Source organism: Sphingomonas kyeonggiensis (genome assembly GCF_030812785.1).
GTDB classification, from domain to species: domain Bacteria; phylum Pseudomonadota; class Alphaproteobacteria; order Sphingomonadales; family Sphingomonadaceae; genus Sphingomonas; species Sphingomonas kyeonggiensis_B.
In genome coordinates this window covers 1,127,922-1,151,534 of sequence record NZ_JAUSTJ010000003.1, presented here as the reverse complement: position 1 = coordinate 1,151,534, position 23,613 = coordinate 1,127,922, and the positions used below count along the sequence as shown (strand labels likewise).

The following is a 23,613-nucleotide window of genomic DNA, read 5'->3' as shown; positions in this document are numbered from 1 at the left end:
GACTGAAATTGGGCCGGTTGCAGACCGGCAGGTTTGGGACCGGCAGCTGGCTAAAGCGGCCGTTGCGCGTTCATCCTTTCAGGACCGAAGCCGCTGGACCGAGATATCCAGCAGCCCCGTCCAAATCCCCCGATAGCCGGTCGGATCTTTCACTGATCGGGCCAACCGTTCCGGACCGACTCAGGCCTTCGCCTTAACGGGCAGCCGAAACGGTGCGCCAAGGCGATTGAAAGCATTCATCGCTGCAATTGCGATGGTGAGATCCACCAGATCCTTCGGTTCAAATGCTGCCGATGCGGCCGCATAGGCTTCGTCCGAAGCATGGGTTTCGCTTACGAGTGTAACCTCCTCGGCCCAAGCCAGTGCAGCACGATATTGCTCAGGGAAAAGATGCGGCACTTCCGCCCAGACCGGGACCAAGGCGACCTTGTCGACCGACATCGTCTTCAGCAGGTCGCGCGTGTGGAGGTCTATGCAATGCGCGCAGCCATTGATTTGTGACACCCGTAGGAACACGAGATGTATCAGCTCCTCCGGTAGGTTGGTGCCGGTTGTGATGTAGTGGTGGATACCGAAGAGAGCCTTAGCGCCCTGTGGCGCGACCTCGTGCCAGATCAACCTTTTCGTCTCGCTCATGATCATGTCCTTAGCCTGCGGCGCCACTCAGCGGCGCTCCCGCACTTGACGAAACAGGACGGACCAGTGTGACATCTCCGGCGAAATTTTTCCGTGCGGGGCGGAGTGCATGTCACTACCGGGCACGCTGCTTCGTCTTGTGGGCATGATTATGAAGGAGACATTGGTGCCGACGGGCATCAGCGGAAATGCCGCCGATCGACGGAAGGAGCGACGTGAACAGCGCACCTCCATATTCGAGGCCGAACGCAGCCGCTTGAACCGGCTCGCTTACCGAATGCTCGGCTCGCTCAGCGATGCCGAGGATGTCATCCAAGATGCCTGGCTGCGATGGGAAGCGGTCGAAGATGATATCGGCTTCCCTGCGACCTATTTGACCCGGATCGTTACCCGCTTGTGCCTTGACCGCAAGAAATCGGCGCACGCAAAGCGTGAAACCTACATCGGGCCGTGGCTGCCCGATCCGCTGATCGACTCCATCTGGCAGGACGAGACATTCGAGGACGACGTCACTTTCACGCTTATGCTGGCGATGGAGCGCCTGTCACCTCTTGAGCGGGCGGCATTCCTTCTTCACGACGTGTTCGACGTTTCCCTGCCCGAGGTAGCCGTGACCTTGGAACGAGAGCCTGCCGCCGTGCGTCAGCTCGCGTCACGAGCCCGCAAACATGTTCAGGCGGCTCGGCCGAGATTCATTATCAAGGCAGCCGAAGCGGACAGGCTTGCACGCGCCTTCTTCACCGCCGCGCGGGATGGAGACACGGCCCGACTTTCGGAAATCCTGGCGCAGGACGTCCAGATCCATACCGATGGCGGTGGCAAGGTGCTCGCCTTCCGGAATGTCGTACGAGGCATGGAGTTTGCACTTCGTGTTTTCGCCGCGGTGCGTCGCAAGAATGCGCCACCGCCAACGCTGGTTCGCACCGTGATAATCGATGGTTTGCCCGGCTACATCAGTGCCGATCAGGGTCGCGCATTGCAAACAACGGCGCTCGAGATGGAGGACGGTAAGATCGTTGCGATTTACATAGTCAAAAATCCCGACAAACTTGCTCATATTTGGCCCTCAATCTTGGAGGACGACCGTTGACAGACGGGTCTAACTGGTCCCATTTTTGGCCGGTACGGACAACGCCGAGCTGAATGAACGCTCGGCAGCTTTCGCGGACCTACCGCTTCAAACGGAACGACCGGGATTAGGGCGCAAATCTGCCATCACCGGCGCCCCTCACGATGCCGCCCACAGCTTCGCCAAGCGCGTTATCGTCGAGAGCATCGTGAAACTCGGAGCCGCGCTAGACATTCGCGTCGTCGGTAAAGGCATCGAGACCGAGGCGGAACGGGCAATCATGCGGATGCTGGGCTGCTTGGTGGGCCACGGCTATCTCTTTGCCGCGCCGCTGGACGAACTCGGTTCCCGCAGACTGCTGAACGACGGCTGGTTCTGCGTGATTCATGGAGTGCCCGGCGGCTGCTGACGATGCTCGACGGCGATGGCGCCTAGCGTTCGGCCGGCGCATATCGCAATTCTGCGGCCTACGTCCGCTGCACGATCGTGTAAGAGTGAAGGAACACTCCCGCTCGCCGGGAGTCTTAAGTCCCAGAGGGGTCGGAAAAATGCAGGCGCTGGAACCGGATGACGAGGTCTGGCCGATCTACGTTCTCGTCGTTGAGGATGAGCCACTTCTCCGATCTCTCCTAGCTGATGAATTGCGTGATGTGGGTTTCAACGTCGTCGAGGCCGCCAGCGCGGACGAGGCGCTCGCCTATGTGCACGTCAACCGCAACATCGATCTCGTATTCTCCGATATCCAGATGCCAGGCTCGCTGAACGGGATCGGTTTGGCCGCCAGCCTTCGCGCTGCCAATCCGGCGCTCCCGGTCATCCTTACCTCGGGCAACGTCGTGCCCGACACATCAACCGACCTGAGCGCATTTCTCCCGAAACCCTATCGGCTGGCGGAGGCGGTCTCGCTGGTACTCAAGACGCTTGGAGTCGCACCCCGGCCCGAGGAGCAATGATGGACGAAGAAAAGCGCATCGTTCTCGTGGTCGAATCCGATATCCTCATCCGCAGCCCGCTTTCGGAATATCTTCGGGAATGCGGGTATCACGTCCTGGAGGCGAGCGGCGCGACGGAGGCCCGGCAGCATGTCGAAGCCGCCGCGACATCGATAGATGTCATCCTCGCGGATGCGGCTGGCGACGGCGGGTTTGCGCTCGCGAGCTGGGTGCGTGATGCCCACCCGGGTGTCGCGGTGATTCTCGCCGGTTCAGTGGATAAGGCGGCCGAAAAGGCCGGCGATCTTTGCGAACAAGGGCCAGCTATTGCGAAGCCGTACGACCATCAACTGGTACTGGATCGCATCCGCCGGATGCTCGCCTCGCGCGACAGGGCCTGACGCCTGCCTTTGAACGACAGCCTGTCGCAGTTCTGCTAAGGCCTCGCCATCCTTAGACGGCGTCGGCAGGCGTCGTATCCTCAGCCTCAGTCTTGCCGTGCTCCAGCAGTACTGCCGTTCCGGGTGCCGCGTCGAAGATCGTAATGTGCGCTTCCAGTTGCTTGGCGAGCGCCTGGACGATGTTGGTGCCTAAGCCCGGCTTGGCCGCAGTTCGGGTCGGCCGCTTCGGCATGCCGACGCCGTTGTCCACCACCGAGAGTGTCCAGGCGGGGCCATGGCTGTCATAGTCAACCACGATCTTGCCCTGCCGCCCTTCGGGAAAGGCATGCTTCAGCGCATTGATGACCAGTTCGGTCACGATGAGACCGAGGCTGACCGACACTTCGGCGTTGACGCGGCTCTCGTCGCTCTTGACCTCAAGGCTGATCTGGCCAGAATCGTGGATCATCGATGCGCCGATGCTTTCGCACAGCTGAGTCAAATAGGGCTTGAGGCTGACGCGGTCGATCGAGGAGACGGCGAGCTGCCTCTGGATGGCGGCGACCGACATAACGCGGTGATGGGCCTCGTGCAGATGCGTGCGCGCCTCCTCGGACTGCACCCGCTTCGCGCTCTGCATCAATACGCTGGCGATGATCTGCAGGCTGTTGGCGACGCGGTGCTGCAGCTCCTGAAGCAGCGTCCCTTTGTCTCGGATCAGATCCTCGGTCATCTTCTCCGCGATCCGTGCGTCGGTGACGTCGGCAATGGCGAGCAACAGCCGCACCGGTTCGCCCTCGCCGTAATTGAGCTTGTGGGCGTTCAGGACCAGACAGCGCGGCGCGCGGCCCTCCCGCTTCAGGTCGAACTCATAGTTCTTGACTTCGGCGAGGCCAGAGGCGGTCGCCTTCAGCAGGGATTGGAGCTGAGCAACAGCCCATTCGCCCGCGCCGAGCTTGGAGAATTCGCGGCCCGTGATGGTGCCGGCCTCAACGCCGAAGGCATCGCAAAAGGCCTGGCTGGCACCGACCACCGCGCGATTCTCGTCCAGCAGCAACACTGGCGCATGCGATGACGCGACAACGGCCATGGCGAGATTGAGGCTCAGCTCAGGAGTTTCAGGTGCTGCGGCTGACATGTGGAGTCCTTTCGGCCCCCAGGTTCCTCGGAATGAAGTCCCATGTAGAGCGCGCGGCCGTACGCATGAATTTGGCGGACTCGACCTTGCGCGCATTGTAGCACAGGCATGCGCTTACCCTTGCTACTATTCGGACACCGCCGACACCGAAGAATTGCGGCTGGACAGGCGACGGGCATCAACGCCGCAAAACCTGCGTTGCGACCTCGATTCAACGACCGCTTTCGGGATCGACGTCAGTTCTGCCGAACGGCATCTATTGGGGCGCATTCCCGACTGGCAGGTTTCTCCAAACGCGGTCCGGCAACTCCTGGGCCGGAAGCGCTCGGGCGGCTTTGGCCCCGCTCAGTCCTCGTCCTGCCACCGGCGCAAATCCGTCTGGTCATGATAGGCCATGCGATCGGGCGTAGTGATGAATTCCATCGTCGTGCCCCAAGGCATGCGACAGTAGCAGACCTTGTTTCCAGGACCTTTCTCCGTTGCGTAGGGAATAGCGCGCGGCGCGGTGAGAGCTGTACCTCCCGCCTTCTCGAAGCGCTCGACCGATGCGTCGATGTCGTCGGTGTAGAGCGCGAAGTGCGTGATGCCGAAATCACTCGCCCGGATCGGCTGGGCTTGTTCCGGCCCATGCATCTCGAACAGCTCGATGTCCGGCCCGGTCCCGATCTTCACCATAGCCTGACCACGGACGACCGTTCCAGGGAAAGCGCCGACCGCCCGCTCGAATTCCGGGCCCTGCCGCGGCGGATCCTGGGGGCCGAAAGACTGGTAGATCACTTGGCCGCCAAAAGCCTCCACCAGGAACGATTTTGCTGCTTCGATATCGGGCACCGTGATGCCGATATGATTGACGCCGCGAATGACAGGTGCGGTCATGACAGTCTCCTTTGCTGTTGCTCGATCCATTGCGATCGCCGCCGGTGCGATTCGCCCGCGGCCTCGCGATCCGACCGGGCCTCGATTGCCCGGGCGCCGAATTTCAATCGGCCTTGAGGAACTCGATCAGGGCGGCTGCGACTTCAGCCGGCCGTTCGTCCGCGACATAGTGGCTGCACCGTGCGATCGAGCCGCCCGTCACATTGGTGGCGAACTCCTTGAGCATCGGCACCATCTGCGCACCGAAGCGCTGATCCCCACCGAGGCCCAGCACCGGTATCTCGAGCGGTTGCTTCTTGTATTCGAGCGCGACCGCGCGGTCGGCATCCAGGGTGCGGTACCATTCCATGCCGCCGCGGGTGCGGCCAGGGAGCGCCATCGCCCTGGCGTAGATCTCTACGTCTGCCGGATTGAAGGTGCTGTGATCGTAGAACCGCTCAGCCATGAAGGTCGAAATATAGTCATATTCACGGCCATGGATCAGGCGCTCGGGCAGATCCCGGTTCATGTGGAAGCTGAAGTGCCAGAGCCTCGCGGTCGTCGCCTCCCATTTGGTCCAGCCGGGAAGCGGAACGTCGAGGACGGCCAAGTGAGTGACCGCTTCCCGATAGATGGCCGCCTGCGGCAAGGCGACCATTCCGCCGATATCATGTCCGCACACGGCGTAATGTTCATGCCCGAGGGCAGTCATGACTTCGTGGGCGTCGCGCGCCATGGTCGCCTTGTCATAGCCGTCCAGCGGACAGTCGGAAAAGCCCGCGCCCCGCAGATCGATGGCCACCACGCTGAAATGCTCGGCAAGGAGCGGCATCACCTTGTGCCATTCCCACCAGGTTTCCGGCCAGCCGTGAAGTAGCAGGACCGCCGGGCCGGAACCTCCCGTGACGGCGTTGATCTTGATGCCATTCACCGGCACCAACTGCTGGGTAAACCCGTTCAAAGCTGCGATCATCATCGCTTCCAATCCGATGGGGACGTTCAAACAGATGCCTTGACCAGCGCTCAGGGCTGGTCGAAATCCGTGGCGATCGAGATGTCGCGCCAGGCGTCGATATCGCTGCGGAAGGCAGCCAGCTTTCGCTCGGCGATCGCATGCGCGACCGGGCCGAGCGGCAGATGCAGGGGAGCATCATCGGCATCGACCGCCTGCAGGATCACCGCGATGGCCTTGTCGGGGTCCCCCGCCTGATTGCCGTCGTTGGTCTCGCGGTAGTGCTTGCGCGAACTCGCGGCGTATTCCGGCATCTCGTTGGCGGCGATCGTGATCGAACGGCCAAGGAAATCGGTGCGAAACGGGCCAGGCTCGACGATCAGCACGCGAATGCCGAACGGCGCCAGCTCGCCGGCGAGCGCCTCGGAAATCCCTTCCACGGCAAACTTGGCCGCGTTGTAATATCCGCCGCCGCCGCCGCCCGCGATTCCCGCGCCCGACGACATGTTGACGATCGTTCCACCGGAGCGTCGCAGGAAAGGCAGAGCAGCTCTGGTCGTCTCGATCAGACCGAAGACGTTCACCTCGAACATCGGCCGATATTCCTCTGGCGTACCTTCCTCGATGGCGCCGAACAGTCCGTAGCCAGCATTGTTCACGAGCACGTCGAACCCGCCAAAGGTCTCGACCGCCTTTGCGACCGCTGCCTGCGCTGCCGCCGCATCGGTCACGTCGAGCGGCAAGGTGATCATGCGGCCGCCGAAAGGCTCGGCCATTTTCTCGATCGTCGAGACGTCGCGGGCCGTCGCAACCACGCGATCGCCGCGCTGTGCCGCAGCGCGCGCCAGCCGCTGGCCGAAGCCGCTCGAGCAACCCGTAATGAGCCATGTTTTCACAACCTATTCCTCCAAACCGCGTTCAGACGAGGGCTGGAATCTAGGTGTTTAGATTTGTTCTTGAACTGACATATCTGTATTCTCGGCGTTCATTTTTGTGTGGGTGGCCGCGATGGAATGGAGTGACGTCAGGATCTTTCTCGCGGTTGCGCGATCCGGCACGCTTGGCGGCGCGGCCCGTTCGATTCAGACAAGCCATCCGACCGTCGGCAGGCGCCTTCGTGCACTCGAGCAAGCGATCGGTCACACGCTCTTCCAGCGTACAGCGGACGGTCTGGTTCTGACCGAAGAGGGCCATGGGATCATCGCGCTGGCCGAGCAAATGGAAGAAGGCGCGCTGGCCATGGAGCGCCGGCTTGCTGGGCAGGAGCAGAACCTCAAAGGCAGTCTGCGCATTTCGTCAGCGGACTGGTTTGGGGCCTATGTCCTCCCTCCTATCCTGGCGGATTTTTCGAAAGCCTACCCCAATGTCAATGTCGAGATCCTGACCGGCACACGCCTGTTCAACCTTGCGCAGCGCGAGGCCGACATCGCATTCCGCATCGTTCCATTCGACACCGCCGATGTCGTTCAGCGGCGGCTCTTCCGGCTCGAATACGGTGTCTATATCGCCGAGGAGGCCGCTGATCCCAAATATGGCGACGGGGCCGGTTTCCGGCTGATCACCCATGACACCTCCACGGGCCATTTCCCCGATATCGCGTGGCTCACCGAGAGTTTTCCCAACGCGAGAGCGGTCCTGCGATCGAACAACCGCAACGTCCAGGCACGCATGTGCAGGCAGGGCGTCGGCATCGCGGTCCTGCCCCGCTTGGTCGGCGACCAGATCCCGGGTATTCGCAGACTGGAGCCGCCGAAGCCGCCGCCGGCGCGAGACATTTGGATGGGGTACCACCGGGACCTACGGCGTCTTGAACGTCTCCGCGCATTCATCTCGACGGTATCCGACCATCTCGCGAACGCGACCGCATGACGGCGCCGTCAATCCGGTGCGCGGACGTCTTTCGTCCGACCCGACAGCAGCAACCGGAACATGCCACCAGCGGCACCGCTCCAATTCTTCTCGATCGGCGAGACAAGTCGACCGCCGAGTCAGGCCTCCGATCATGGCCCGCGCGCCCAAAAAGAAAGGCCGGCGCGGCGCCGGCCTGAAAGTATTAGGAGAGGATGCCTGAAAGGCAGTTTCTTGTGCAATGCAGCGATAGCGTTCGCAAGTGCAAAAAGCACAAGGAGACTGAACCTCTACCTAAGGGTGATCGACTTGCGTGCGACCAGTCCGTCCCGAGGCAACGCCCACGGCAATCAAGGGTCAACAATTTGGTTTTACGGGATTATTCCGGAACGACCCTCTCGTGAACGTGGCCCATGGACGCCGACGATTCCACGGACGCAAAGGCCAGCTCAATTTCGATCAAGCTTTGACATCACCATCATTCCGCTGATCATCGTTGCGGACGAAGGAGAGGGATTGCCATGTTGAACCGCCGTGAAGCGCTGCTGGCAGGATTGGCTACGAGCTTGCTTGGTACGGAAGCGCGTGCAGCACGGCAGGACGGCACCTGGCCCGCATATCCGGCCGAGGAGATCGACCTCTGGCCCGGCACGCCGCCTGGCGCGCCCGCCGCCCTGCCGGTCGAGCAGGTGATCGAGACCGGGACGGAGGAGCGCCATGGCCGGATGGTCAAGGGCATCGCCCGTCCCCGCATGAAGGTGTTCCGACCTTCCAGGCCGAATGGCGCAGCTCTGCTGGTGACGCCCGGCGGCGGCTACTCGGTGATCATGATCGACGTCGAAGGCTATCAGATCGGGCCCTGGCTCGCCGAACGCGGCTGGACGGTCTTCGTCCTCTATTATCGCCTGCCGGGCGAGGGCTGGTCGAACCGCGCGGATGTGCCGCTGGCCGACGCGCAACGCGCCATGCGACTGATCCGTTCGCGTGCGGCGGTGTATGGCTTCGATCCCGAAAAGGTCGGAGCGATGGGCTTTTCCGCGGGCGGTCACGTCTGCGGCGACCTCGCCACCCGATATGACGTGAAGGTCTATGATCCGATCGACGCCGCCGACCGGCTGAGCGCGCGGCCGGCGATCGCTGCCCCCATCTACGCCGTCCAGTCCATGCATGCCCCGCTCGCCCATGGCGGGTCGCGCGACATGTTGTTGGGGCAGAACCCCACACCCGAGACGCAGCGCGCGCGCAGCCCCGCTCATAACGTCTCCGCCGGCACGCCGCCGGTGTTCATGGCCCATGCCGAGGACGATACGGTGGTGTCGGTCGAGAATAGCATCGAGATGCGTGCCGCTCTGAAGGCGGCGGGCGTCCAGGTGGAGACGCACCTGTTCACTTCTGGCCAACATGGCCTCGGCCTGCCGGGCCCGGCTGGAGAGCCGGCACGGCATTGGAAGGATATGTTCGTCACCTGGGCAAAGGCCCAGGGGCTCGGCTGAGAGTCAGACGGGAATGTCATCCGCAGAGCGCTGCCGCGTGCCTGAATATGTTGTAGCGGAGCGCGCCTGAACCACTGCCTTGTGCGCGAAGCTGCCGATATCGGCGGCACGGCCTCGCGGTTCCGGCCCGGTCTCGGCCGGCATCGTCGCGACGCCGCCCAAGGTCTCGGCAGGCTCGCCGACCGTGCAGAGGCCCGACCGCGCCAGCAACCCGCCCGGCACGACCGGCATCATGCCGGCCCCGCATGTCGCATCCTCCCCCTTGCGTCACCCTCCCGACATGCGTCGCGCTCATACCATATCATGACGCGCGAGAACGCTCGGCACCGCGCTCGGGCGGCGAGGACGGCATGACAGAGGCCGCGCGCCGGCGCCCAGCGGGCGGCGGTGCGCGGCGAAATTTCGGAGCCCAGGCGGGCGGCGGCCAGGCCGCCACCCGCCCTTCGATTCAGGCAACCAGCCGGTCGAGATCGCGCTCGGATGCGTCCTCGCCCGCCTGTGCGGCGGGCTCCCGCTCTGTCTCCGTCGGGCCTCCGGCGCCGGTCGGCGCCAGCCCCTCGGACGCGGGCGCTCCGCCATCGCCATCGACCCCGCCCACGACCGGCTGGGGCGCGAACGACGCGGCGACCCGCTCCCAGTTGCGCACCGCATTGGCGCCGCCGCGCGCAGTATAATGGGCAGGCGGGAACGCCAGCCATCGCGGCGCCCAGTCCTTAGCCTTGGTCCGGCCATTGGCGCCCGACAGGCAATCGCGCAGCAGGGCGCGCAGCACCGCGATCTTCTCTCCCGCATTGGCCTTGGCGACCTCCGCGCCGGCAACCTCGCCGATCATTTCGACCAGCACCTCGCGGTCCTTGAGCAGGTCGAGCAGGCAGTCGTCGGGCATGAAATGCGCCGCCGAACCCAGGCCGAGATGATGCCCAGCCGCCTCGACCACCGCGCTTCCCGACGCCATGCTCTCGGCCATCACCACCGCGAGGATCACGAGGATTTCGGCATCGTCGAGCACCAGCAGCCGCACGAAGATCGCGGCGGTGCCGCCCTCGCCCGCTCCGGCTATCGCGCCTTCGCCGTCCTCGAAGCCGAGCACGACGCGCGCCGCCCGTTGCCGCAAGGCGAACACGCCCGCCGCCTCGCTCGCTGCGACGCTGGCGCCAATCGCGTCGCTCGCGGCATGCACCGGATCGGCGCTTACCCGGAACAGATACGAGCCCGAGATCGCATGGGCGAGCAGCAGGCGCAGCGCGACGGCGGGCCGGTCGATCAAAGCGGCACGCACCGCCGCATGGCGGTGCAGGTCGACATAATTGCCGAGCGCGATGGTGAGTTCGGGGCGCGTGGGCCGCTCGCCCGTTCCCGTTTCCTCGCCCTTGGCGCGCTTGCGGGCTTCCTTGCCGGTCAGATAGCCCTCGTGGAACACGACCTCGCCGCGCGGGCTGAGCGCGATATAGACCCGCCCGCCCTTGCGCTTGGGGGTGCGCTGATGTTCGTAGCTGTTGAAGTGCTGGCCGGGCTCGAGCACGACCACCTCGCCCCAGCCATCGGCGAGATAGGCCTGCCGCTTCTCCTCGACCGCTACGCGCTGCGCCTCCCAGAACTGGCCGCTATCGGCGAAATAGCCCTGGCCCCCGAACAGGTCGGCGACAATGGTGCCGCGATAGCCGGCAAGGTCGAACAGCGCATGCTCGGTCGAGATCGACTGGCCGCCGAACAGCCATTGGCGCAGCTGGAGGCCGGTCGGTGCGTGGCACGCGGGGTCGGCGAGGATCGCCAGCCATTCGCGCTGCTGCGCCTTGGTCGCCATGGTCAGGAACCGGACGCTCGCCACGTCGATCTTCTCGGCGCGGTACAGGTCGCGGATGCGCGGCATGAGGTTGCCGAGCGCGAGGATCTGGGCGACCTGCCGTTCCGAAAACTCGAAGGTCGCGGCCAGTGCGTCGGGGGTCCGGCCCTCGCGGACCAGCTTGGTGAAGCTCGCCCAAAGCTCGGCCTCGTGCGGATTCTCGCGCGCGAAATTCTCGATGAGCGAGGCCTCCAGCGCGGCGGCATCGTCGCCCGGCGCGATCACGGCGCAAGGTAGTTCGCACGGCGCGCCCGTCTCTTCGGCGAGGGTCCTCGCGGCAAAATAGCGGCGGCGCCCCGCGACGATCTCGAAGAGGTCGGGCGCCTCCGCATCGGGCGCCTCCGCCAAGGGCCGCACGATCAGCGGGACGAGCACGCCGCGCGCGCGCACCGAAGGCAAGATATCGGCGATGTCGGGCGGCTTCTTGCCCTCACGCATGTTGACGGCGGCAATGCGGAGCTTGCCGAGCGGGATATGAGTCAGTTCCATGGGTCCATCCTTCCGTGGTGGACCGGCCCCGTCGCCAGTTCCGGGAGACGGAGCCGGATGTGCACGCCGAAACGGGCGCGCGCGTCAACCGCCTCGTGGCGGAAGCTCGGGATCGTCTCGGCGGCGCTGGCGAAGCGCAGCGGCGGCGCGTTCCAGCGCCTGCGGGCTTTCGGTGATGCTGCCGCTCTGGCGGGCGGCCTCGGCATAGACCGAGAGTGGGAACCCACCCTCGAAATGACGGTCGCGCTCGATGCCCAGCCCGAAAGGCAAGCGAACCGCGCCGATTTCATGCAGGCTGAAACTGCCCAGCTCGGGAGAGCCGAACCCCAGATCGGCCAAGCCGAACAAGGTATCGCCGTCCATGTCCATCTCGGTCGCCAGCCAGGTCGCAGGTCCCAGCGGGTTGAACAATTTGAGCAGCGGCACCGGATCGGCGGGCCGCTCGGCACCATTGGCGAGCAGCGCGGCGTGAAGCGCATCGGGCAGGACGATCATGCCGCAAACTCCACCGGTGTCGGCGCCCTGGCGGCTTCGATGGCCTGTCCGTCCGACCTGGCCCTGTCACGATCCCCTCTGCCTCTGGTCGCCATCGTCCGCCTCCCTGTCCTCAAAGCACACCGCACCCCGGAAGCGGGGTGGGCGGCGACAGCGACCAGAGAGGCCCGCTCTAGGCGGACGGAGGCACCCGAAGGGCCGGAACGAAGTGGAGGACCGGCGCGCAGCGCCGGTTGCCGCCGCCCGCGGCGGGCCTAGACGGGAGCGCCGACCATCCCGCTTCCGGGAGCGACACGAACAACGCCGCCGCGCCGGCGGCGCCCGCATCTCCCCGGCGGCGCAGCCGCCCAACAAAGGCGGGCCCACCGGCAGAGCGGGCGGATCAGCGGCGTCGAACCGGGCTTCGAGCGACGGACGGGCGCCAGGTCGTCCGCGCCGAAACCGGGCGCGCCGCCCGTCCGCGTCGCCGGAGTGCCGCGGGGCCGCGATCAAGCGCCGCACCCTGTCCGGTGCGCAGCACCGGCAGTGTGCGTCCTCAGCCCCGCTCCGCTTCTTGCCGGGCGTTGCGGGGCTCGGCCCCGCTGAAGGGATAGGCCGAAACCGCAGGATTCGGCGTCAGGGGAAGGCCTTCCCCTCTTCGAATTACTCGACCAAGGATCGGCCCACCGGGAAGATCAGAATACCCATCTGAAAGTGAGACCGGCTGCTAGCCCGCTCGTCATTCCGCCCATCCGAATATCTAGAGATAATCGATCGATGTCCGGGCCCTCGCGAACGATCATGTAGGCGCGTCTGGAACGCCCAGCCGCTCGTCGAGCCAGTGCGTGAATCTGGCCCAGCCGCTCTTGAGGAGATCGTCGCTCGCCAGGATCTTGAGCTCGGCGTCGCGCATCCGCGCAATCTCCGATCTCAGACCTGCTCCAGCCAGGGTGAGGCGGCGAATATGCTCACGATCGACTTCCCGTCGATTTCCTGGAAATTGCCGCCGGTCAGTAGAGTCCGAAGGCGATGTATGCGGATGAGGTTGCCGTCATCGGACGGGCGCTCCGAAGGACCGATCGACGAAGACCCGGACACGGGCATCAGCGTGCTGCGCATCGCGATCAAACAAAGCGATCGCTAGGAATAAGGCCGGCATCCCGTTCGACAATGCGGCGAGCAGCAGCCCTCGCAGCGACAAGCTCCGACGGATTGACAATCCGCTAGCTGTCTAGCATTTTAGCTAGATGGCTAGCAGAATAATCGAAGATCATCATGGGGCAGCTGGAGCATGGGCGAAGCGCTGTTATTTCGCGGCGCGCGCGGCGATGGAAGCCATGCTGCGGCCATCCGGGCTGGGATCGACGCAGTGGTATATTCTCCACCAGCTCGTCCATCATGGTCCCACCATGCAGCGCGATCTGGGGCGGCTTCTCCAGATCGAGCGCTCAACGCTGACGGTCATTGTCAGGGCACTTGTTCGCAAGGGATGGGTTGAGCAGGTTATCGACGAGGCGGACCAGCGTCGCAAGTTGTTGCGCATGACGGTTACCGGCATGGAGCTGTGGGACACCCTTCCGGAGCTTTCCACAGTCATTAATGAGACTGCCTTTGGCGGTGTCAGCGACGCCGATATCGAAGCCGCCGTACGTGTGCTGCGTCTCGCAACGGAACGGCTGGACGCCTTCACAAAGGGGGAACGCATCCCATGACTATCCTGATCACCGGTTCCACCGGGCTTGTAGGCTCGCGTCTTCTTCAGCGCCTTCTCGAAGCAGGTTATGATTGCCGGGCGATGGTTCGTGGCGGAAGACCGAAGCCCGCCGGCGCGCATGCGGTAGAAGGCGACCTGTTCGATACCGAGTCGCTTGCCCGGGCGGTAGAGGGCGTGACCGCGATCATCCACCTGGCTGCGGTGTTTCGCACAGGGGACGAGGCGCTGATCTGGAAGAGTAACTTCGATGGCGCGCGTAACCTGATGGCGGCGGCTAGCGCCCATGCGCCGCACGCCAGGTTCATTCTCGCCAGCACCAGCAACGTCTATGACAAGAGCCAGGCGCGACCAGGGTGCGAGAGCGATGCCGTCGCCCCGACACAGGCTTATCCGGCGAGCAAGGTGGCCGCAGAACGGGCGTTATGCGAAAGCGGACTGACCTGGACGGTGGTGCGGTTCCCGTTCGTCTACGGCGATGGCGATGGGCATCTCGAAGAGCTGCCCGCGCATCTACTGTCCGCGAATTGGCATCCCGCGATGCGGATGAGCACGATCCACCATCGCGATATCGCAACGGCGATGGCGCTGGCTCTCGACGGTAAATTCGACGGACATGTCGTCAACATTGCGGACGACGTCCCCGCATCGATGCTCGACCTGATTGCACTCAGCCGGGGCGAGATGACGGCATCAGCCCGGCCGCTGGCCGAGCCCTGGGCCATGCAGGTCGATACCGCGCTCGCGCGCAGTCTCGGTTTCCGGCCGACGGTCCGGACCGTCTTCCACGCGGCTGAGCAGCAGTTGCTCTGACGGCCTGCAAGCGAGCAAGCCTCAGCTGGTCGGAACCTGCTTGGACTTCCCCAGACCCGCTGACGGCGCCTTCCCTAGGCCGTCGGAAAGCTAAAGAACGCCGCGCTGCCAGGCCCTATCCAGGAACCGTCCAGGCAATTTAACGGCTGATCTAAGGTGCCGCGCTGGGCGGGAGCGAACGGCAAGAAGTAGGTCGATAGCTGCCACGCCGCCGCGATCGAGGCCATGGCAGCTATCACTTTCAGCCTTCCCCAAACCAGCCAGGCAGGAAACCACCCAATAGCTGGCCGTTCATCGGTGAGACGGCCGATCCGGAAGCCGACAGGCGGCAAACGCCCCAATGTCGGACGTTCAGTCCGAATGTCACTGCTCTCGAGCTCACAATCCTGCGGTCCAACCCACCGCTAGTTTCCAGGTGAAATCGTCGCATGCGATATCAGAAGGGAATGCGCTCAGGATCTAGCGAGGCAACTGCGATTTGGCACTGTTACCCAGCATGTTTCGATAGCAACCCGGCGGATCGGTCTCACACCGACCAAGGCCTGCGCGATATGAGAAATGGGTTGAGCAATATGGACAGGGGATATCTCGTGCACCTTTGATGTTCAGATAGACGTGCGGATGATCGTTCGGCGGCGATGCGCCGACGCAGGAAAAAGCGAGCGCACCGATCCAAATTGTGCTCGCGCCGACATCATTCAGATATTCTGGAACGTCGCGCGAATCTTCGGAATGGGCAGGTCCTGCCGTTAACTTCGGTGCGCGCACGCCCTCATGACTCCATGCATCGATGGCATCGTGAAGCTCCCGCCGCCGCGTTCTTGTCCACCTGAACGGATCTCTGCGAAAGGCTCTGGTTGCAAACTCAACTGCCGTATGGGTCCAATCGGACGCGCGGAATGTTTGAACTGTCATCGGGCCGCTCCATTGCGGCAAGCGAGAGTGCCGGATCTCTCGGTAACCTGTCGCTTGCAGTTTCGAAGCGCGGGATGCCTTCATGCCACCGATCCGGGTTGTCCGAGATCAATTCGCCATTCCCGGCAGCCTGCAGGGAACACCTAATGGCCGGCGAATAACCTGGTCCGGTCGTTTGCGGACATCGGGCGCGGTTTCTGCCCCGCTCCGCCGTCAAGGCCCATCCTCATGCCGTTCACTTCGAGGATATAGTTCCCCCGTCGTCGTCCCATCGACCTGCGTCGTCGGCGGGCACGGGCCTAAACCGTAGCTTGAGCGGATTGTGGTGGGGGAAGGTGCTTCCTTCCAACAGGCGGCCATACTCTCTGGCCAAACCTTCATGGGCTATCCGCGCTGACGCAGACTTCGCCACCGACGCGTTGTAAAGGGAGATCTGCTCCCGACGAAGAATATAGTTGATGTCCATGCGCGGTGTCCCACGAAGCGGGAGCACGAGGTCTCTCAGTCGCGCGGGTGCTCAGGCAAGGCGCGCGATAACGCCAATATGGGGAGTGGCTCGCAGGTTTGTAAGAGATGCTTGCTGCTGCAAAGGCAGGTAAGGAGCGACCTCCTTTGAAATCATCTTGATCGGTTGCTCGAGGCGTGCGGCGAGGATCCGGTGTTTGCTGTCATCGCGTGCCTGGAAGCTGGCATCGGATAGCGCAAACCGGGTCGTTAGCGGTCATTCGCGGCCGGCGACGCCTACGGACAGCTATTGCAATTCCCGCTCTCAAAAAGCTGTCGGTCTGAAAGCCACCCACTAGAGGCCGCTCAGCGGTGAGACGGCCGATCCAAAAGCGGTCAGGCTGCAAACGGCCCAACAGCAGCTTGGCAGCTCTTGGAGCAACTCGCCGGTCGGGAATGTGCCTCAATTTCGGACGTTCAGACTGCTTGGTGCCAATCAAACGAGGCCTGCGGGAACACGTCATTCCTCGCGGGGAAAAGGTGACCGGCCGAACGGGCTGTTGTCCTTCTGAGCTGGCGGTGCCGCACGAACTTCCGCGACCTCTTTCTGCAGCTCATCCAGATGAGGAAGGGGCACTGGAGAGGCGACAAACACCAATTCTCGATCGACACTTTCCCAGGCGACCAGCGGCACGATCTCCGCCTTCCCCGGCAGAAAACTCAAAAATGGCCCGCGCTCGATGTCCCCGGCATAGCCGAGATTCTGTTGAGCCCACTTCCGCCCTTCGAAAAGGAGACGATCGGTTTCGATCCGCCAGGCCTTTTTCCTCTGGTTGTGCCGGATAGAACTCATTCCTTCGTCGGGGAAATGCCCGTCCGCGCGAACTTTAGCGAGGTTCTTCCAGCCAAACCAAAGATCGATTGGCGGAATGACGTACACGAACAATCCGTTCTTTGCCTTCGCCTGCTCTTCAACTTCTATGGGCATGGTCCCCTCCAGTCGGCGCTTCTTGGAGTGAAAGGCAGGATAGGGTTTGGTTCAGCAAGATGTAAGCGAATTCACCAAAGGTGACCGGCCCGACAAAGCCGCCTGTCGAGCGTCCCTCAAGGCCTGCATAGAGATAGTTGAGGATGCAGTTGCAGGATAGCATGCCCTCGGCGCTTCTGCCGTTCGCTGCTTCAGCATAAGTTGAGGCATAATCGGCGACGGGGCTTGCCTGGCGATAGGTCACGCCTGGCACGACTGGCGCGTAAAAATGAACCTTGCCATTATCTGCATCGACCGTTTGGAACGAGACATTGATCATCGCTCCGGCATAGTCGGCGACAAGTGGCAGCCTGGTATCGAGCCCCTGTTCGACGATATGGCAGGCCAGATTGGCGGGAGTTCCATCGATCAGGCAGTCCGCTATCTCGAAGCCGCCGTCAGCGAAACTGAACTCGCTCCCCTCGCCGGCGGTGAACAGATTGACGATGTTGAGATCGGCTTCGATCGTGTCGGGGAGCGCGATCCACAGCGCCGCCAGACCATCTTCGGAAATTGTGCCGGTCACACCATCAAATACCTTAGCGCTATCTATGCCGACGCGATCCAGATGAACGCCGGCGACCCAGCCGAAAACCGGTTGGTTGTAGAGACCGGAAAGGCGGGGTCCCTCGGCGGCGTAGCGCTGCAGCGTGGCGCTGAAAGCGGGCACCACGACGCAGGTAATGCCGTGCTCGTAGCGACGCTCGATCAGCCCGGCGAGTTCATCGCCCGATAGGATGGCGGTGCGAACCGCCGCAGCTTCGTCAAAATGGGTGCAAAACAACCGATCCTCTCGTGAAGCTCCGCCGTCCTCAAGGATGAAATAGACCGTCGTGGCACCGGTCCATTTCCCGCGCGGCAACCGGCGTAGCAGGCTTTCTGGGCCTGATATGAAGAGCGTGGCGCCGGAGGTGATTAGAGCCTCGGTCGCCTCGACGGTGAGAAACGCATTCTTCATGGATCAGGCACCCGTAATTGCGGCAAGGTCGCGAAGCGCAAATTTGTTGTTAAGGAAGAAGCTGTGCAACTCCGCGACAGCATCCGGTAGGCTCGTCTCCCGATTTCTTACGGATATCCGTAGTCGGGTGATGAGCAACCGGGTGGCCAGGGTCCTTATGTCCGGGTTGGAGATGCCCGAGATTATGCGCCCCCAGAGGATATTGTCGGCGAGAGGTATGTCCACTTCACGCTCCACAATGGTCGGCTCGCCACTTACCCCGACCGCAGACCGCGACTATCTGAATGTGCGCGGGAGTAGCGAGCCGTATTCCGCTACGTTTCCGTCACGAGGCTACCCGATCATGATTCTGAGCATGACTGGCTACCGCTCGGTGGTGAGTTGGGCGTGGACGCGCATACAGTCCACGCATTGCCGACGACGCAGAGGCTTCCGCAGCATGGGTAGACCCCGCCTTCGGAGTTCCGATCTCGAACCTGCCGGCCTGTTCCGCAAGGAGGACCACTTGTCCGCTCAGGTTGCGGGCGGCTGCCGAGGTTTGCTCGACCATGGCGGCATTCTGCTGCGTAGCCTGGTCCATTTCGCCAATGGCGACATTGATCTGCGTGATGGCAGCCGACTGCGCCTGGTTGTCGTTCGCCATGCAGCCCAACAGGTCATGCACCTCTTCGACATTCTGGGAAATATCGACCAGCGCGGTATCGACCTTCTGGACCATGTCGACCGCGGCCAGGATATCGGTCTGAGTCGCTGTCAGTTGCTCGCGGGCGCGGCCCGCTTCTTCTTCCGCGCGCATGGCGAGCGCTGAGACAAGATCGGCAACCACGGCGAAGCCCCGCCCGGCCTCGCCGGCGCGGCCCGCTTCGACGGCGGCGTTCATGGCGAGCACGCGGGTCTGGAACGCGATCTTGTCGAGGCCTTCGATCACGCTGTCGATACCCTTTGCGCTCTCGCTGACCCGGTTCATTGCCTGTACGGCTTCGTCTGCGGTGCTGCGCCCAGTTGACACCGTCGCGATCGCATCATCGGCGCGGACCAGCGTCCGGGCTGCCGCACCGGCGCTTTCCTTGAGGCGTTCGTCCATCTGCGTCACGGACGCCGAGGTTTCCTGCAGGCTGGCGGCATTTGCCTCGGTCCGCCGCGCCAGGTCTTCCGAGGCCTGCGCGATCTCGCCGGAGCCGGTCCGGATCGTCTGCGCGTTCTCGAGCACCGTTCCGATCAGCGAGCGCATGCTCCCGAGCGCGGAATTGAAGTTGGTCTTGAGGCTGGCATAGGCCGCAGGGAAGTCCGCGACGATCTCACCCGTCAGATTGCCGGTGCTGAGCCGTGCCAGGCTTTCCCCGACGATTTCGACGATCTGCGCCTGCTCCTGGGCGTCGCGCATCTGCTTCTCGGCGGTGTCACGAAAGGTGAACATGGCGCGCGTCATCCGCCCGACACAGTCTTCATGGTTCGTATAGGCGATGGGGCTGGTCAGGTCGCCTGCGGCAAGCCCCTCCATGCGAACCACCGTGTTCACATAGGGATCGCAGATCGCTTTGCGGTAGCTCGCCGACATCGTCGCGGCAACCAGCGCAGCGCCGACGCCAAGACCAGCCATGACGAAGTCGCCTCGCGCCAGCGCTGCCAATCCGAGGAAGGCGATGAGCGCGACGAGCGATCCGAATGCGACCAGCGTCTTCTGTCTGATCGGGGCCTTTTCGCGAAACCAGAGCATGGGTGCCTCTCACTATTGTTTGTGTGGATGCTGCCCCCCTCTCGCGTCGGCGCGCTGCAGCTCTTCAGTTTATAGGGGGCGAATTCGAATTGTTTCCAGTTTGTGTCAGAAAATCTCGTCGGCGTCCTCGCGCCATCCCACGCGACGTGCCGCTGCCGGCAATACCGCCAGGTTCTGGGCGTCGCTCGAGACGAAGCGCGTGAGCTTGCGGTTCAGGGTCTCGGTGGTGAACGGCTTCAACAGATAGTCCGTGGCGCCCGCGCTCTTGGCGTTGATGACTTCGCCGAAATCGCGCTCGGCGGTGATCATCAGGAAAGGTATTTTGGCCAGAGCAGAGTCGAGGCGAACGGCGAGGAGCAACTCGAAGCCGCTGACCGGCTCCATCCACCAATCGGAGATGACGAGATCGTAGCGACGGCGACGCAGCATCTCGAGCGCTTCGTTGCCGTCGCCTGCCTGATCGACCTGGGCTATGCCGAATTCGTGGATCATGCCGACGACGATACGGCGTATCATTCGCGAGTCGTCTACGACCAGCAAGCGAGCATCATGTGTGTCGAGCATTCAAGCCTCCCTTGCCCTTATACAATCATGGCAATGTGAAGGTCGGTAGCCAGAGATAGTGCGGATCGCATTTATCCGGAGGGGAAGCACAACTGGTATTGAATAGATCAATACTTATCATATCTAACATCTGTTAGCGATATCTCTTTCCGCACGGAGAAGCCCCAATCACCGCTCCACAAGGATCGGGGCCATTTGAAAGCAGCCTCTTGGCGGCGGTGGCTATCAAGCTGAGCCGCGGGATGCGGTTATCCGGCGGCCCGGGGGGCAGCGGGATCGATCGCCACTTGTCGGGGATTTGACTTGACGGGCGATGCCAGCGCTTGAGGCTGTCGGTGCGGACAGGCGAGGACTGTGAGCCCCTGTGGCGAAACAGCAACGCCGCAGCTCAACCTGATCGCAGGTGGATATTCCGATTCAGACTCGTGACGCGGGCTGTGATTGTCGGGGCGCCGCAATGCCGGCCGCAATAGGCATCCGGTCACCATCGGTCAGCAGGTGGAGCAATTCCCGCTGCAGAATTGGTTTGGCCAGCACTGTCCCGTAGCCGCATGCGCGAGCTGCATGTTCGAATTCGACGGAATGGGTCGCCGTCATCAGCGCTGCCCGCCCGAACCAGCCGCGCTCGCGCAACGCGGCAAGGGCCTCGATCGCAGTACCGTCGGACACCGAATCGCCTGCAATGAGCCATTCCGCCTGGGTAATCATGGGATCGGCAATGAGAGATGCGATACGATCGTAGCCGCGCACTTCGAAGTCACTGATTTTCAAGAGCATCGCCAGGGAACGGCGCACAGCTTCATCGTTCTCGAGCAGCAATATGCGGCGATGCGGAGGAGATGCAGTGGGCATGAAAAGGCCATGCCGGAAATTCGCGTCGTCGTCCTTCCGGAAACCTCCGAGGTTCGGCGCATCTATGTCGCTTCGGTATCGTCTTCGATACCCGCTGCGAAGGCCACGCGCAAAGCGTCGGAAAGACTGCGGGCGTCGAGCTTGCTCATCAGGTTGGCGCGGTGCAGTTCCACCGTGCGCGGAGAAATGCCCAGGTCATAGGCGATTGTCTTGTTGGGGAGGCCGCGCACCAAGCCGCGCAGCACGGCGAGTTCGCGTGGGGTGAGCGCGATCAGGCGCGCTCGCGCCGCTTCCTGCGGCGAGGAACGGGATGCCGACGGATCCAGGCGGTGGAAGGCGGCATCGATGCCTGCGAGCAGCACGGCTTTTTCGAATGGTTTTTCGATGAAATCGACCGCGCCGTTCCGCATCGCGGCCACCGCGGTAGTGATGTCGCCATGACCCGTCATCACGATAACCGGCATCGTTATCCGGCGCTCCTTCAGCGATCGCTGCACAGCAAGGCCATCCATCTCGGGCATGCGTACATCAAGCAGGACGCAACCTGCTTCGATCTCATGCACCCTGCTCAGGAACTCGACGCCGGTCTCATAGGTCTCCACCTCGAAACCCTCGGTGCGCAGCAGGAAGCGGATGCCGCGCCGCACCGAATCCTCGTCGTCGACGAGATGGACGACGCGTCCATTCTTCATTCGAGTTCAGCCCTCGCTTCCATCAAGGTGAAATGAAAGATGGTGCCGCCGCCCTGACGAGCCTCGACCCAGATGCGGCCGCCATGCGCTTCGACGATGGTGCGGCAGATGGATAGCCCCAGTCCCATTCCGCGATCCTTGGTGCTGGTGAACGCCTGGAAGAGTTGCGGCATCACTTCACGCGCAATCCCGGTGCCGCTATCCGCGACCGAGACCCGGACCATGCCCTTCGGCGCGGCATGGGTTGTGATGGATAACTCGCGTATATCGCTCTCCGCCATCGCTTCGATCGCGTTGCGGATCAGGTTGACCAGCACCTGCTGGATCTGGATGCGATCGACCAGGACACTGTCGGCGCGTTCGTCGATGGCGAAGGATGCGCTCACGCCGCGCTCCTTCGCCCCGATCAGCGCGAGGCGGCTGGCCTCGTCGATCAGCTTGGGCAGGTTCTCGACATGCTTTTCCACGTCGCCGCGCGCGACGAAGTCGCGGAGGCGGCGGACTATGGATCCGGCGCGCAGCGCTTCCTTCGAGGATTCATCTACCGCCTCTCGCAGCATATCCTTGTACTGCGCTGCGTCTCGATCGATCAATGCCCGACTGGCCTCGAGATAGTTGGCGATCGCGGTCAGAGGCTGGTTGAGTTCATGCGCGAGGGTCGATGCCATGGTGCCCATCGCCGACAAGCGCGAGACGTGGATCAACTCGGACTGGAGTTCTTCCAACCTGAGTTCGGCACGCTGCTTTTCCGTCAGGTCGCGGATGAAGCCGGTGAAGATGCGATGGCCTTCGGACCGGGCCTCGCCGACCGCTAGCTCCATCGGAAAATCGGTGCCGTCGCGTCGCTGCCCTACAACGATGCGCCCATTGCCGATGACCCGGCGTTCGCCCGTCGTCCTGTAGCGCTCCAGATAGCTGTCATGCCGCGACTGATCGGGCTGCGGCATCAGCATCTTGACATTGCGGCCGATGACTTCGCTTTCAGTGTAGCCGAACAGCCGCTCGGCGGCGGCGCTGAACGACAGGATGGTGCCGACTTGGTCGATCACGATCATCGCATCGGGCACGGTGGCAAGGATGGAGCGCAGATGTAGCGCGCTGCGTTGCAGGGCCTGCTCGGCATCCTTGCGTTCAGCGGCCTCGGCGGCCCTGTGCTCGGAAATATCGTGGAAGACCTCTCCAAAGCCCAACAAAGCGCCGTCTTCGCCGCGCAGCGCGGTAAGCGACACATCGGCGAGGAATTCCGAGCCGTCGCTGCGGGCGCGGTGCACTTCCTCGCGCCGACCACCGCTTTGCGCCGCTTCAGCAAGATCGCGCGCGGGCTTGCCGGTTTCGCGATCTTCCTTGCTGTAGAGAAAGGCCCGGTCCCGACCCAGCGCAGCGCCTCTCGGCAGGCCGGTCAGCAGTTCCGCGCCGCTGTTCCACCCCGTCACCCGGCCACTCGCGTCGAACAGGATCAATGCCCGGTCTGCGACCTTCTCCACAAATGCCGCTAGCAAATCTGCAGGAGCCCGGCGGTCAACCGTGGTGGCGCCGGTGGGTGAAATAGGCGGCATTATAACAGATTACCGAATTGCAAATTCGCAGTCACGTCTCAAATGGTTATCTTTGACGTCCAAAAGATCGAAAATAGATGTATCCGAAAATTTCCCTTACCGGCTCGCCAGTTAACTACCTCCCTTGCAAGCGTTCACAGAGAAGGCAATTCATAAGCAGTCGAGGTCATCACCATACTCTACAAAGATCTTCTTGGGGGCGCCAGCGACCGCATCTCCGCCTACGGTGCCAATAACCAGCAAAGGAGAAGGTGC

At 62.9% G+C, this 23,613-nt stretch carries 25 protein-coding genes; 9 read left to right on the top strand and 16 right to left on the bottom strand.

Annotation, left to right across the window (positions count from 1 at the left end; translation table 11 throughout):
• Positions 1 to 180: 180 nt before the first annotated feature.
• A complete protein-coding gene (locus tag J2W22_RS22605) occupies positions 181 to 636 on the bottom strand; it encodes a carboxymuconolactone decarboxylase family protein (RefSeq protein ID WP_269575796.1) in 456 nt (151 codons plus the stop codon).
• A gap of 109 nt (positions 637 to 745) precedes the next feature.
• On the opposite strand from J2W22_RS22605, the gene J2W22_RS22600 reads away from it, so the two are divergent.
• From J2W22_RS22600 to J2W22_RS22585, 4 genes are all read left to right on the top strand, one after another.
• A complete protein-coding gene (locus tag J2W22_RS22600; protein ID WP_307120531.1) occupies positions 746 to 1,726 on the top strand; it encodes a sigma-70 family RNA polymerase sigma factor in 981 nt (326 codons plus the stop codon).
• 25 nt (positions 1,727 to 1,751) lie between these two features.
• Complete coding sequence (locus J2W22_RS22595; RefSeq protein ID WP_307120530.1) at positions 1,752 to 2,114, top strand: EAL domain-containing protein; 363 nt, start codon at positions 1,752 to 1,754, stop codon at positions 2,112 to 2,114.
• A 139-nt stretch (positions 2,115 to 2,253) separates the two neighbouring features.
• The gene (locus J2W22_RS22590) at positions 2,254 to 2,658 is read left to right on the top strand and encodes a response regulator (protein WP_307120529.1); all 405 of its coding nucleotides are present in this window, start codon (positions 2,254 to 2,256) and stop codon (positions 2,656 to 2,658) included.
• Positions 2,658 to 3,038 carry a response regulator gene (locus J2W22_RS22585; protein ID WP_307120528.1) on the top strand — a complete coding sequence of 127 codons (381 nt, stop codon included), beginning with the start codon at positions 2,658 to 2,660 and terminating at the stop codon, positions 3,036 to 3,038. The genes J2W22_RS22590 and J2W22_RS22585 overlap by 1 nt, the downstream gene beginning before the upstream one ends.
• A gap of 52 nt (positions 3,039 to 3,090) precedes the next feature.
• On the opposite strand, the gene J2W22_RS22580 is transcribed toward J2W22_RS22585, so the two are convergent.
• The 4 genes from J2W22_RS22580 to J2W22_RS22565 all read right to left on the bottom strand — a co-directional run bounded on the left by J2W22_RS22580 (position 3,091) and on the right by J2W22_RS22565 (position 6,858).
• Entirely contained in the window at positions 3,091 to 4,155 is a 1,065-nt protein-coding gene (locus J2W22_RS22580; protein ID WP_307120527.1) for a sensor histidine kinase, read from the bottom strand.
• 345 nt (positions 4,156 to 4,500) lie between these two features.
• Positions 4,501 to 5,031, bottom strand: a complete 531-nt coding sequence (locus J2W22_RS22575; protein ID WP_183998719.1) for a VOC family protein — start codon at positions 5,029 to 5,031, stop codon at positions 4,501 to 4,503.
• A 103-nt stretch (positions 5,032 to 5,134) separates the two neighbouring features.
• Entirely contained in the window at positions 5,135 to 6,013 is an 879-nt protein-coding gene (locus J2W22_RS22570) for an alpha/beta fold hydrolase (protein ID WP_307120526.1), read from the bottom strand.
• Between the two features lie 20 nt (positions 6,014 to 6,033).
• On the bottom strand, positions 6,034 to 6,858 hold the full coding sequence (locus J2W22_RS22565; RefSeq protein ID WP_184170862.1) for an oxidoreductase: 825 nt from the start codon (positions 6,856 to 6,858) through the stop codon (positions 6,034 to 6,036).
• Positions 6,859 to 6,970: 112 nt separating this feature from the next.
• Here J2W22_RS22565 and J2W22_RS22560 point away from each other — a divergent pair, with 112 nt between their 5' ends.
• Both J2W22_RS22560 and J2W22_RS22555 read left to right on the top strand, forming a co-directional pair.
• Entirely contained in the window at positions 6,971 to 7,831 is an 861-nt protein-coding gene (locus J2W22_RS22560; RefSeq protein ID WP_307120525.1) for a LysR family transcriptional regulator, read from the top strand.
• 500 nt (positions 7,832 to 8,331) lie between these two features.
• Positions 8,332 to 9,303, top strand: a complete 972-nt coding sequence (locus J2W22_RS22555; protein ID WP_307120524.1) for an alpha/beta hydrolase — start codon at positions 8,332 to 8,334, stop codon at positions 9,301 to 9,303.
• Positions 9,304 to 9,306: 3 nt separating this feature from the next.
• Here J2W22_RS22555 and J2W22_RS22550 read toward each other — a convergent pair whose 3' ends face one another.
• From J2W22_RS22550 to J2W22_RS22540, 3 genes are all read right to left on the bottom strand, one after another.
• Positions 9,307 to 9,537 carry a hypothetical protein gene (locus tag J2W22_RS22550; RefSeq protein ID WP_183998714.1) on the bottom strand — a complete coding sequence of 77 codons (231 nt, stop codon included), beginning with the start codon at positions 9,535 to 9,537 and terminating at the stop codon, positions 9,307 to 9,309.
• Positions 9,538 to 9,751: 214 nt separating this feature from the next.
• Positions 9,752 to 11,635 (bottom strand): ParB/RepB/Spo0J family partition protein, encoded by a 1,884-nt coding sequence (locus J2W22_RS22545; RefSeq protein WP_307120523.1) that lies wholly within the window; start codon positions 11,633 to 11,635, stop codon positions 9,752 to 9,754.
• An 84-nt stretch (positions 11,636 to 11,719) separates the two neighbouring features.
• Positions 11,720 to 12,130, bottom strand: a complete 411-nt coding sequence (locus J2W22_RS22540) for a DUF2958 domain-containing protein (RefSeq protein WP_307120522.1) — start codon at positions 12,128 to 12,130, stop codon at positions 11,720 to 11,722.
• A gap of 943 nt (positions 12,131 to 13,073) precedes the next feature.
• Between J2W22_RS22540 and J2W22_RS22535 the strand changes: the two genes are divergently transcribed.
• The 3 genes from J2W22_RS22535 (at position 13,074) to J2W22_RS22525 (ending at position 14,633) form a co-directional block, all read left to right on the top strand.
• Positions 13,074 to 13,253: a hypothetical protein gene (locus tag J2W22_RS22535; protein ID WP_307120521.1), complete on the top strand. Its 180-nt coding sequence runs from the start codon at positions 13,074 to 13,076 to the stop codon at positions 13,251 to 13,253.
• A gap of 184 nt (positions 13,254 to 13,437) precedes the next feature.
• Entirely contained in the window at positions 13,438 to 13,821 is a 384-nt protein-coding gene (locus tag J2W22_RS22530; protein ID WP_307120520.1) for a MarR family winged helix-turn-helix transcriptional regulator, read from the top strand.
• Positions 13,818 to 14,633, top strand: a complete 816-nt coding sequence (locus tag J2W22_RS22525) for an NAD-dependent epimerase/dehydratase family protein (RefSeq protein WP_307120519.1) — start codon at positions 13,818 to 13,820, stop codon at positions 14,631 to 14,633. The genes J2W22_RS22530 and J2W22_RS22525 overlap by 4 nt, the downstream gene beginning before the upstream one ends.
• A gap of 459 nt (positions 14,634 to 15,092) precedes the next feature.
• Here J2W22_RS22525 and J2W22_RS23520 read toward each other — a convergent pair whose 3' ends face one another.
• The 8 genes from J2W22_RS23520 to J2W22_RS22490 form a co-directional block, all read right to left on the bottom strand.
• A complete protein-coding gene (locus tag J2W22_RS23520; protein ID WP_373423011.1) occupies positions 15,093 to 15,548 on the bottom strand; it encodes a zinc-finger domain-containing protein in 456 nt (151 codons plus the stop codon).
• A 964-nt stretch (positions 15,549 to 16,512) separates the two neighbouring features.
• Positions 16,513 to 16,980 (bottom strand): hypothetical protein, encoded by a 468-nt coding sequence (locus J2W22_RS22520; RefSeq protein ID WP_307120518.1) that lies wholly within the window; start codon positions 16,978 to 16,980, stop codon positions 16,513 to 16,515.
• Entirely contained in the window at positions 16,964 to 17,977 is a 1,014-nt protein-coding gene (locus tag J2W22_RS22515) for a DUF6976 family protein (RefSeq protein WP_307120517.1), read from the bottom strand. Before J2W22_RS22515 ends, J2W22_RS22520 begins: the two co-directional genes overlap by 17 nt.
• Positions 17,978 to 18,302: 325 nt before the next feature.
• Entirely contained in the window at positions 18,303 to 19,694 is a 1,392-nt protein-coding gene (locus J2W22_RS22510) for a methyl-accepting chemotaxis protein (RefSeq protein ID WP_307120516.1), read from the bottom strand.
• 105 nt (positions 19,695 to 19,799) lie between these two features.
• The gene (locus J2W22_RS22505) at positions 19,800 to 20,258 is read right to left on the bottom strand and encodes a response regulator (RefSeq protein WP_307120515.1); all 459 of its coding nucleotides are present in this window, start codon (positions 20,256 to 20,258) and stop codon (positions 19,800 to 19,802) included.
• A 417-nt stretch (positions 20,259 to 20,675) separates the two neighbouring features.
• Positions 20,676 to 21,110: a response regulator gene (locus J2W22_RS22500; protein ID WP_307120514.1), complete on the bottom strand. Its 435-nt coding sequence runs from the start codon at positions 21,108 to 21,110 to the stop codon at positions 20,676 to 20,678.
• Positions 21,111 to 21,172: 62 nt separating this feature from the next.
• Positions 21,173 to 21,802, bottom strand: a complete 630-nt coding sequence (locus tag J2W22_RS22495) for a response regulator transcription factor (protein WP_183998702.1) — start codon at positions 21,800 to 21,802, stop codon at positions 21,173 to 21,175.
• The gene (locus J2W22_RS22490) at positions 21,799 to 23,358 is read right to left on the bottom strand and encodes a PAS domain-containing sensor histidine kinase (protein WP_307120513.1); all 1,560 of its coding nucleotides are present in this window, start codon (positions 23,356 to 23,358) and stop codon (positions 21,799 to 21,801) included. Before J2W22_RS22490 ends, J2W22_RS22495 begins: the two co-directional genes overlap by 4 nt.
• Positions 23,359 to 23,613: the final 255 nt, after the last annotated feature.

Bases quoted from the DNA above. Each gene is read 5' to 3' on its own strand.
- J2W22_RS22540 (WP_307120522.1), bottom strand. From the start codon at position 12,130: ATGATCGTCCTGCCCGATGCGCTTCACGCCGCGCTGCTCGCCAATGGT.
- J2W22_RS22575 (WP_183998719.1), bottom strand. From the start codon at position 5,031: ATGACCGCACCTGTCATTCGCGGCGTCAATCATATCGGCATCACGGTG.
- J2W22_RS22605 (WP_269575796.1), bottom strand. From the start codon at position 636: ATGAGCGAGACGAAAAGGTTGATCTGGCACGAGGTCGCGCCACAGGGC.
- J2W22_RS22500 (WP_307120514.1), bottom strand. From the start codon at position 21,110: ATGCCCACTGCATCTCCTCCGCATCGCCGCATATTGCTGCTCGAGAAC.
- J2W22_RS22510 (WP_307120516.1), bottom strand. From the start codon at position 19,694: ATGCTCTGGTTTCGCGAAAAGGCCCCGATCAGACAGAAGACGCTGGTC.
- J2W22_RS22505 (WP_307120515.1), bottom strand. From the start codon at position 20,258: ATGCTCGACACACATGATGCTCGCTTGCTGGTCGTAGACGACTCGCGA.
- J2W22_RS22525 (WP_307120519.1), top strand. From the start codon at position 13,818: ATGACTATCCTGATCACCGGTTCCACCGGGCTTGTAGGCTCGCGTCTT.
- J2W22_RS22530 (WP_307120520.1), top strand. From the start codon at position 13,438: ATGGAAGCCATGCTGCGGCCATCCGGGCTGGGATCGACGCAGTGGTAT.
- J2W22_RS22580 (WP_307120527.1), bottom strand. From the start codon at position 4,155: ATGTCAGCCGCAGCACCTGAAACTCCTGAGCTGAGCCTCAATCTCGCC.
- J2W22_RS22545 (WP_307120523.1), bottom strand. From the start codon at position 11,635: ATGGAACTGACTCATATCCCGCTCGGCAAGCTCCGCATTGCCGCCGTC.
- J2W22_RS22555 (WP_307120524.1), top strand. From the start codon at position 8,332: ATGTTGAACCGCCGTGAAGCGCTGCTGGCAGGATTGGCTACGAGCTTG.
- J2W22_RS22520 (WP_307120518.1), bottom strand. From the start codon at position 16,980: ATGCCCATAGAAGTTGAAGAGCAGGCGAAGGCAAAGAACGGATTGTTC.
- J2W22_RS22490 (WP_307120513.1), bottom strand. From the start codon at position 23,358: ATGCCGCCTATTTCACCCACCGGCGCCACCACGGTTGACCGCCGGGCT.
- J2W22_RS22550 (WP_183998714.1), bottom strand. From the start codon at position 9,537: ATGATGCCGGTCGTGCCGGGCGGGTTGCTGGCGCGGTCGGGCCTCTGC.
- J2W22_RS22560 (WP_307120525.1), top strand. From the start codon at position 6,971: ATGGAATGGAGTGACGTCAGGATCTTTCTCGCGGTTGCGCGATCCGGC.
- J2W22_RS23520 (WP_373423011.1), bottom strand. From the start codon at position 15,548: ATGACAGTTCAAACATTCCGCGCGTCCGATTGGACCCATACGGCAGTT.
- J2W22_RS22600 (WP_307120531.1), top strand. From the start codon at position 746: ATGTCACTACCGGGCACGCTGCTTCGTCTTGTGGGCATGATTATGAAG.
- J2W22_RS22515 (WP_307120517.1), bottom strand. From the start codon at position 17,977: ATGAAGAATGCGTTTCTCACCGTCGAGGCGACCGAGGCTCTAATCACC.
- J2W22_RS22495 (WP_183998702.1), bottom strand. From the start codon at position 21,802: ATGAAGAATGGACGCGTCGTCCATCTCGTCGACGACGAGGATTCGGTG.
- J2W22_RS22590 (WP_307120529.1), top strand. From the start codon at position 2,254: ATGCAGGCGCTGGAACCGGATGACGAGGTCTGGCCGATCTACGTTCTC.
- J2W22_RS22585 (WP_307120528.1), top strand. From the start codon at position 2,658: ATGGACGAAGAAAAGCGCATCGTTCTCGTGGTCGAATCCGATATCCTC.
- J2W22_RS22535 (WP_307120521.1), top strand. From the start codon at position 13,074: ATGCTCACGATCGACTTCCCGTCGATTTCCTGGAAATTGCCGCCGGTC.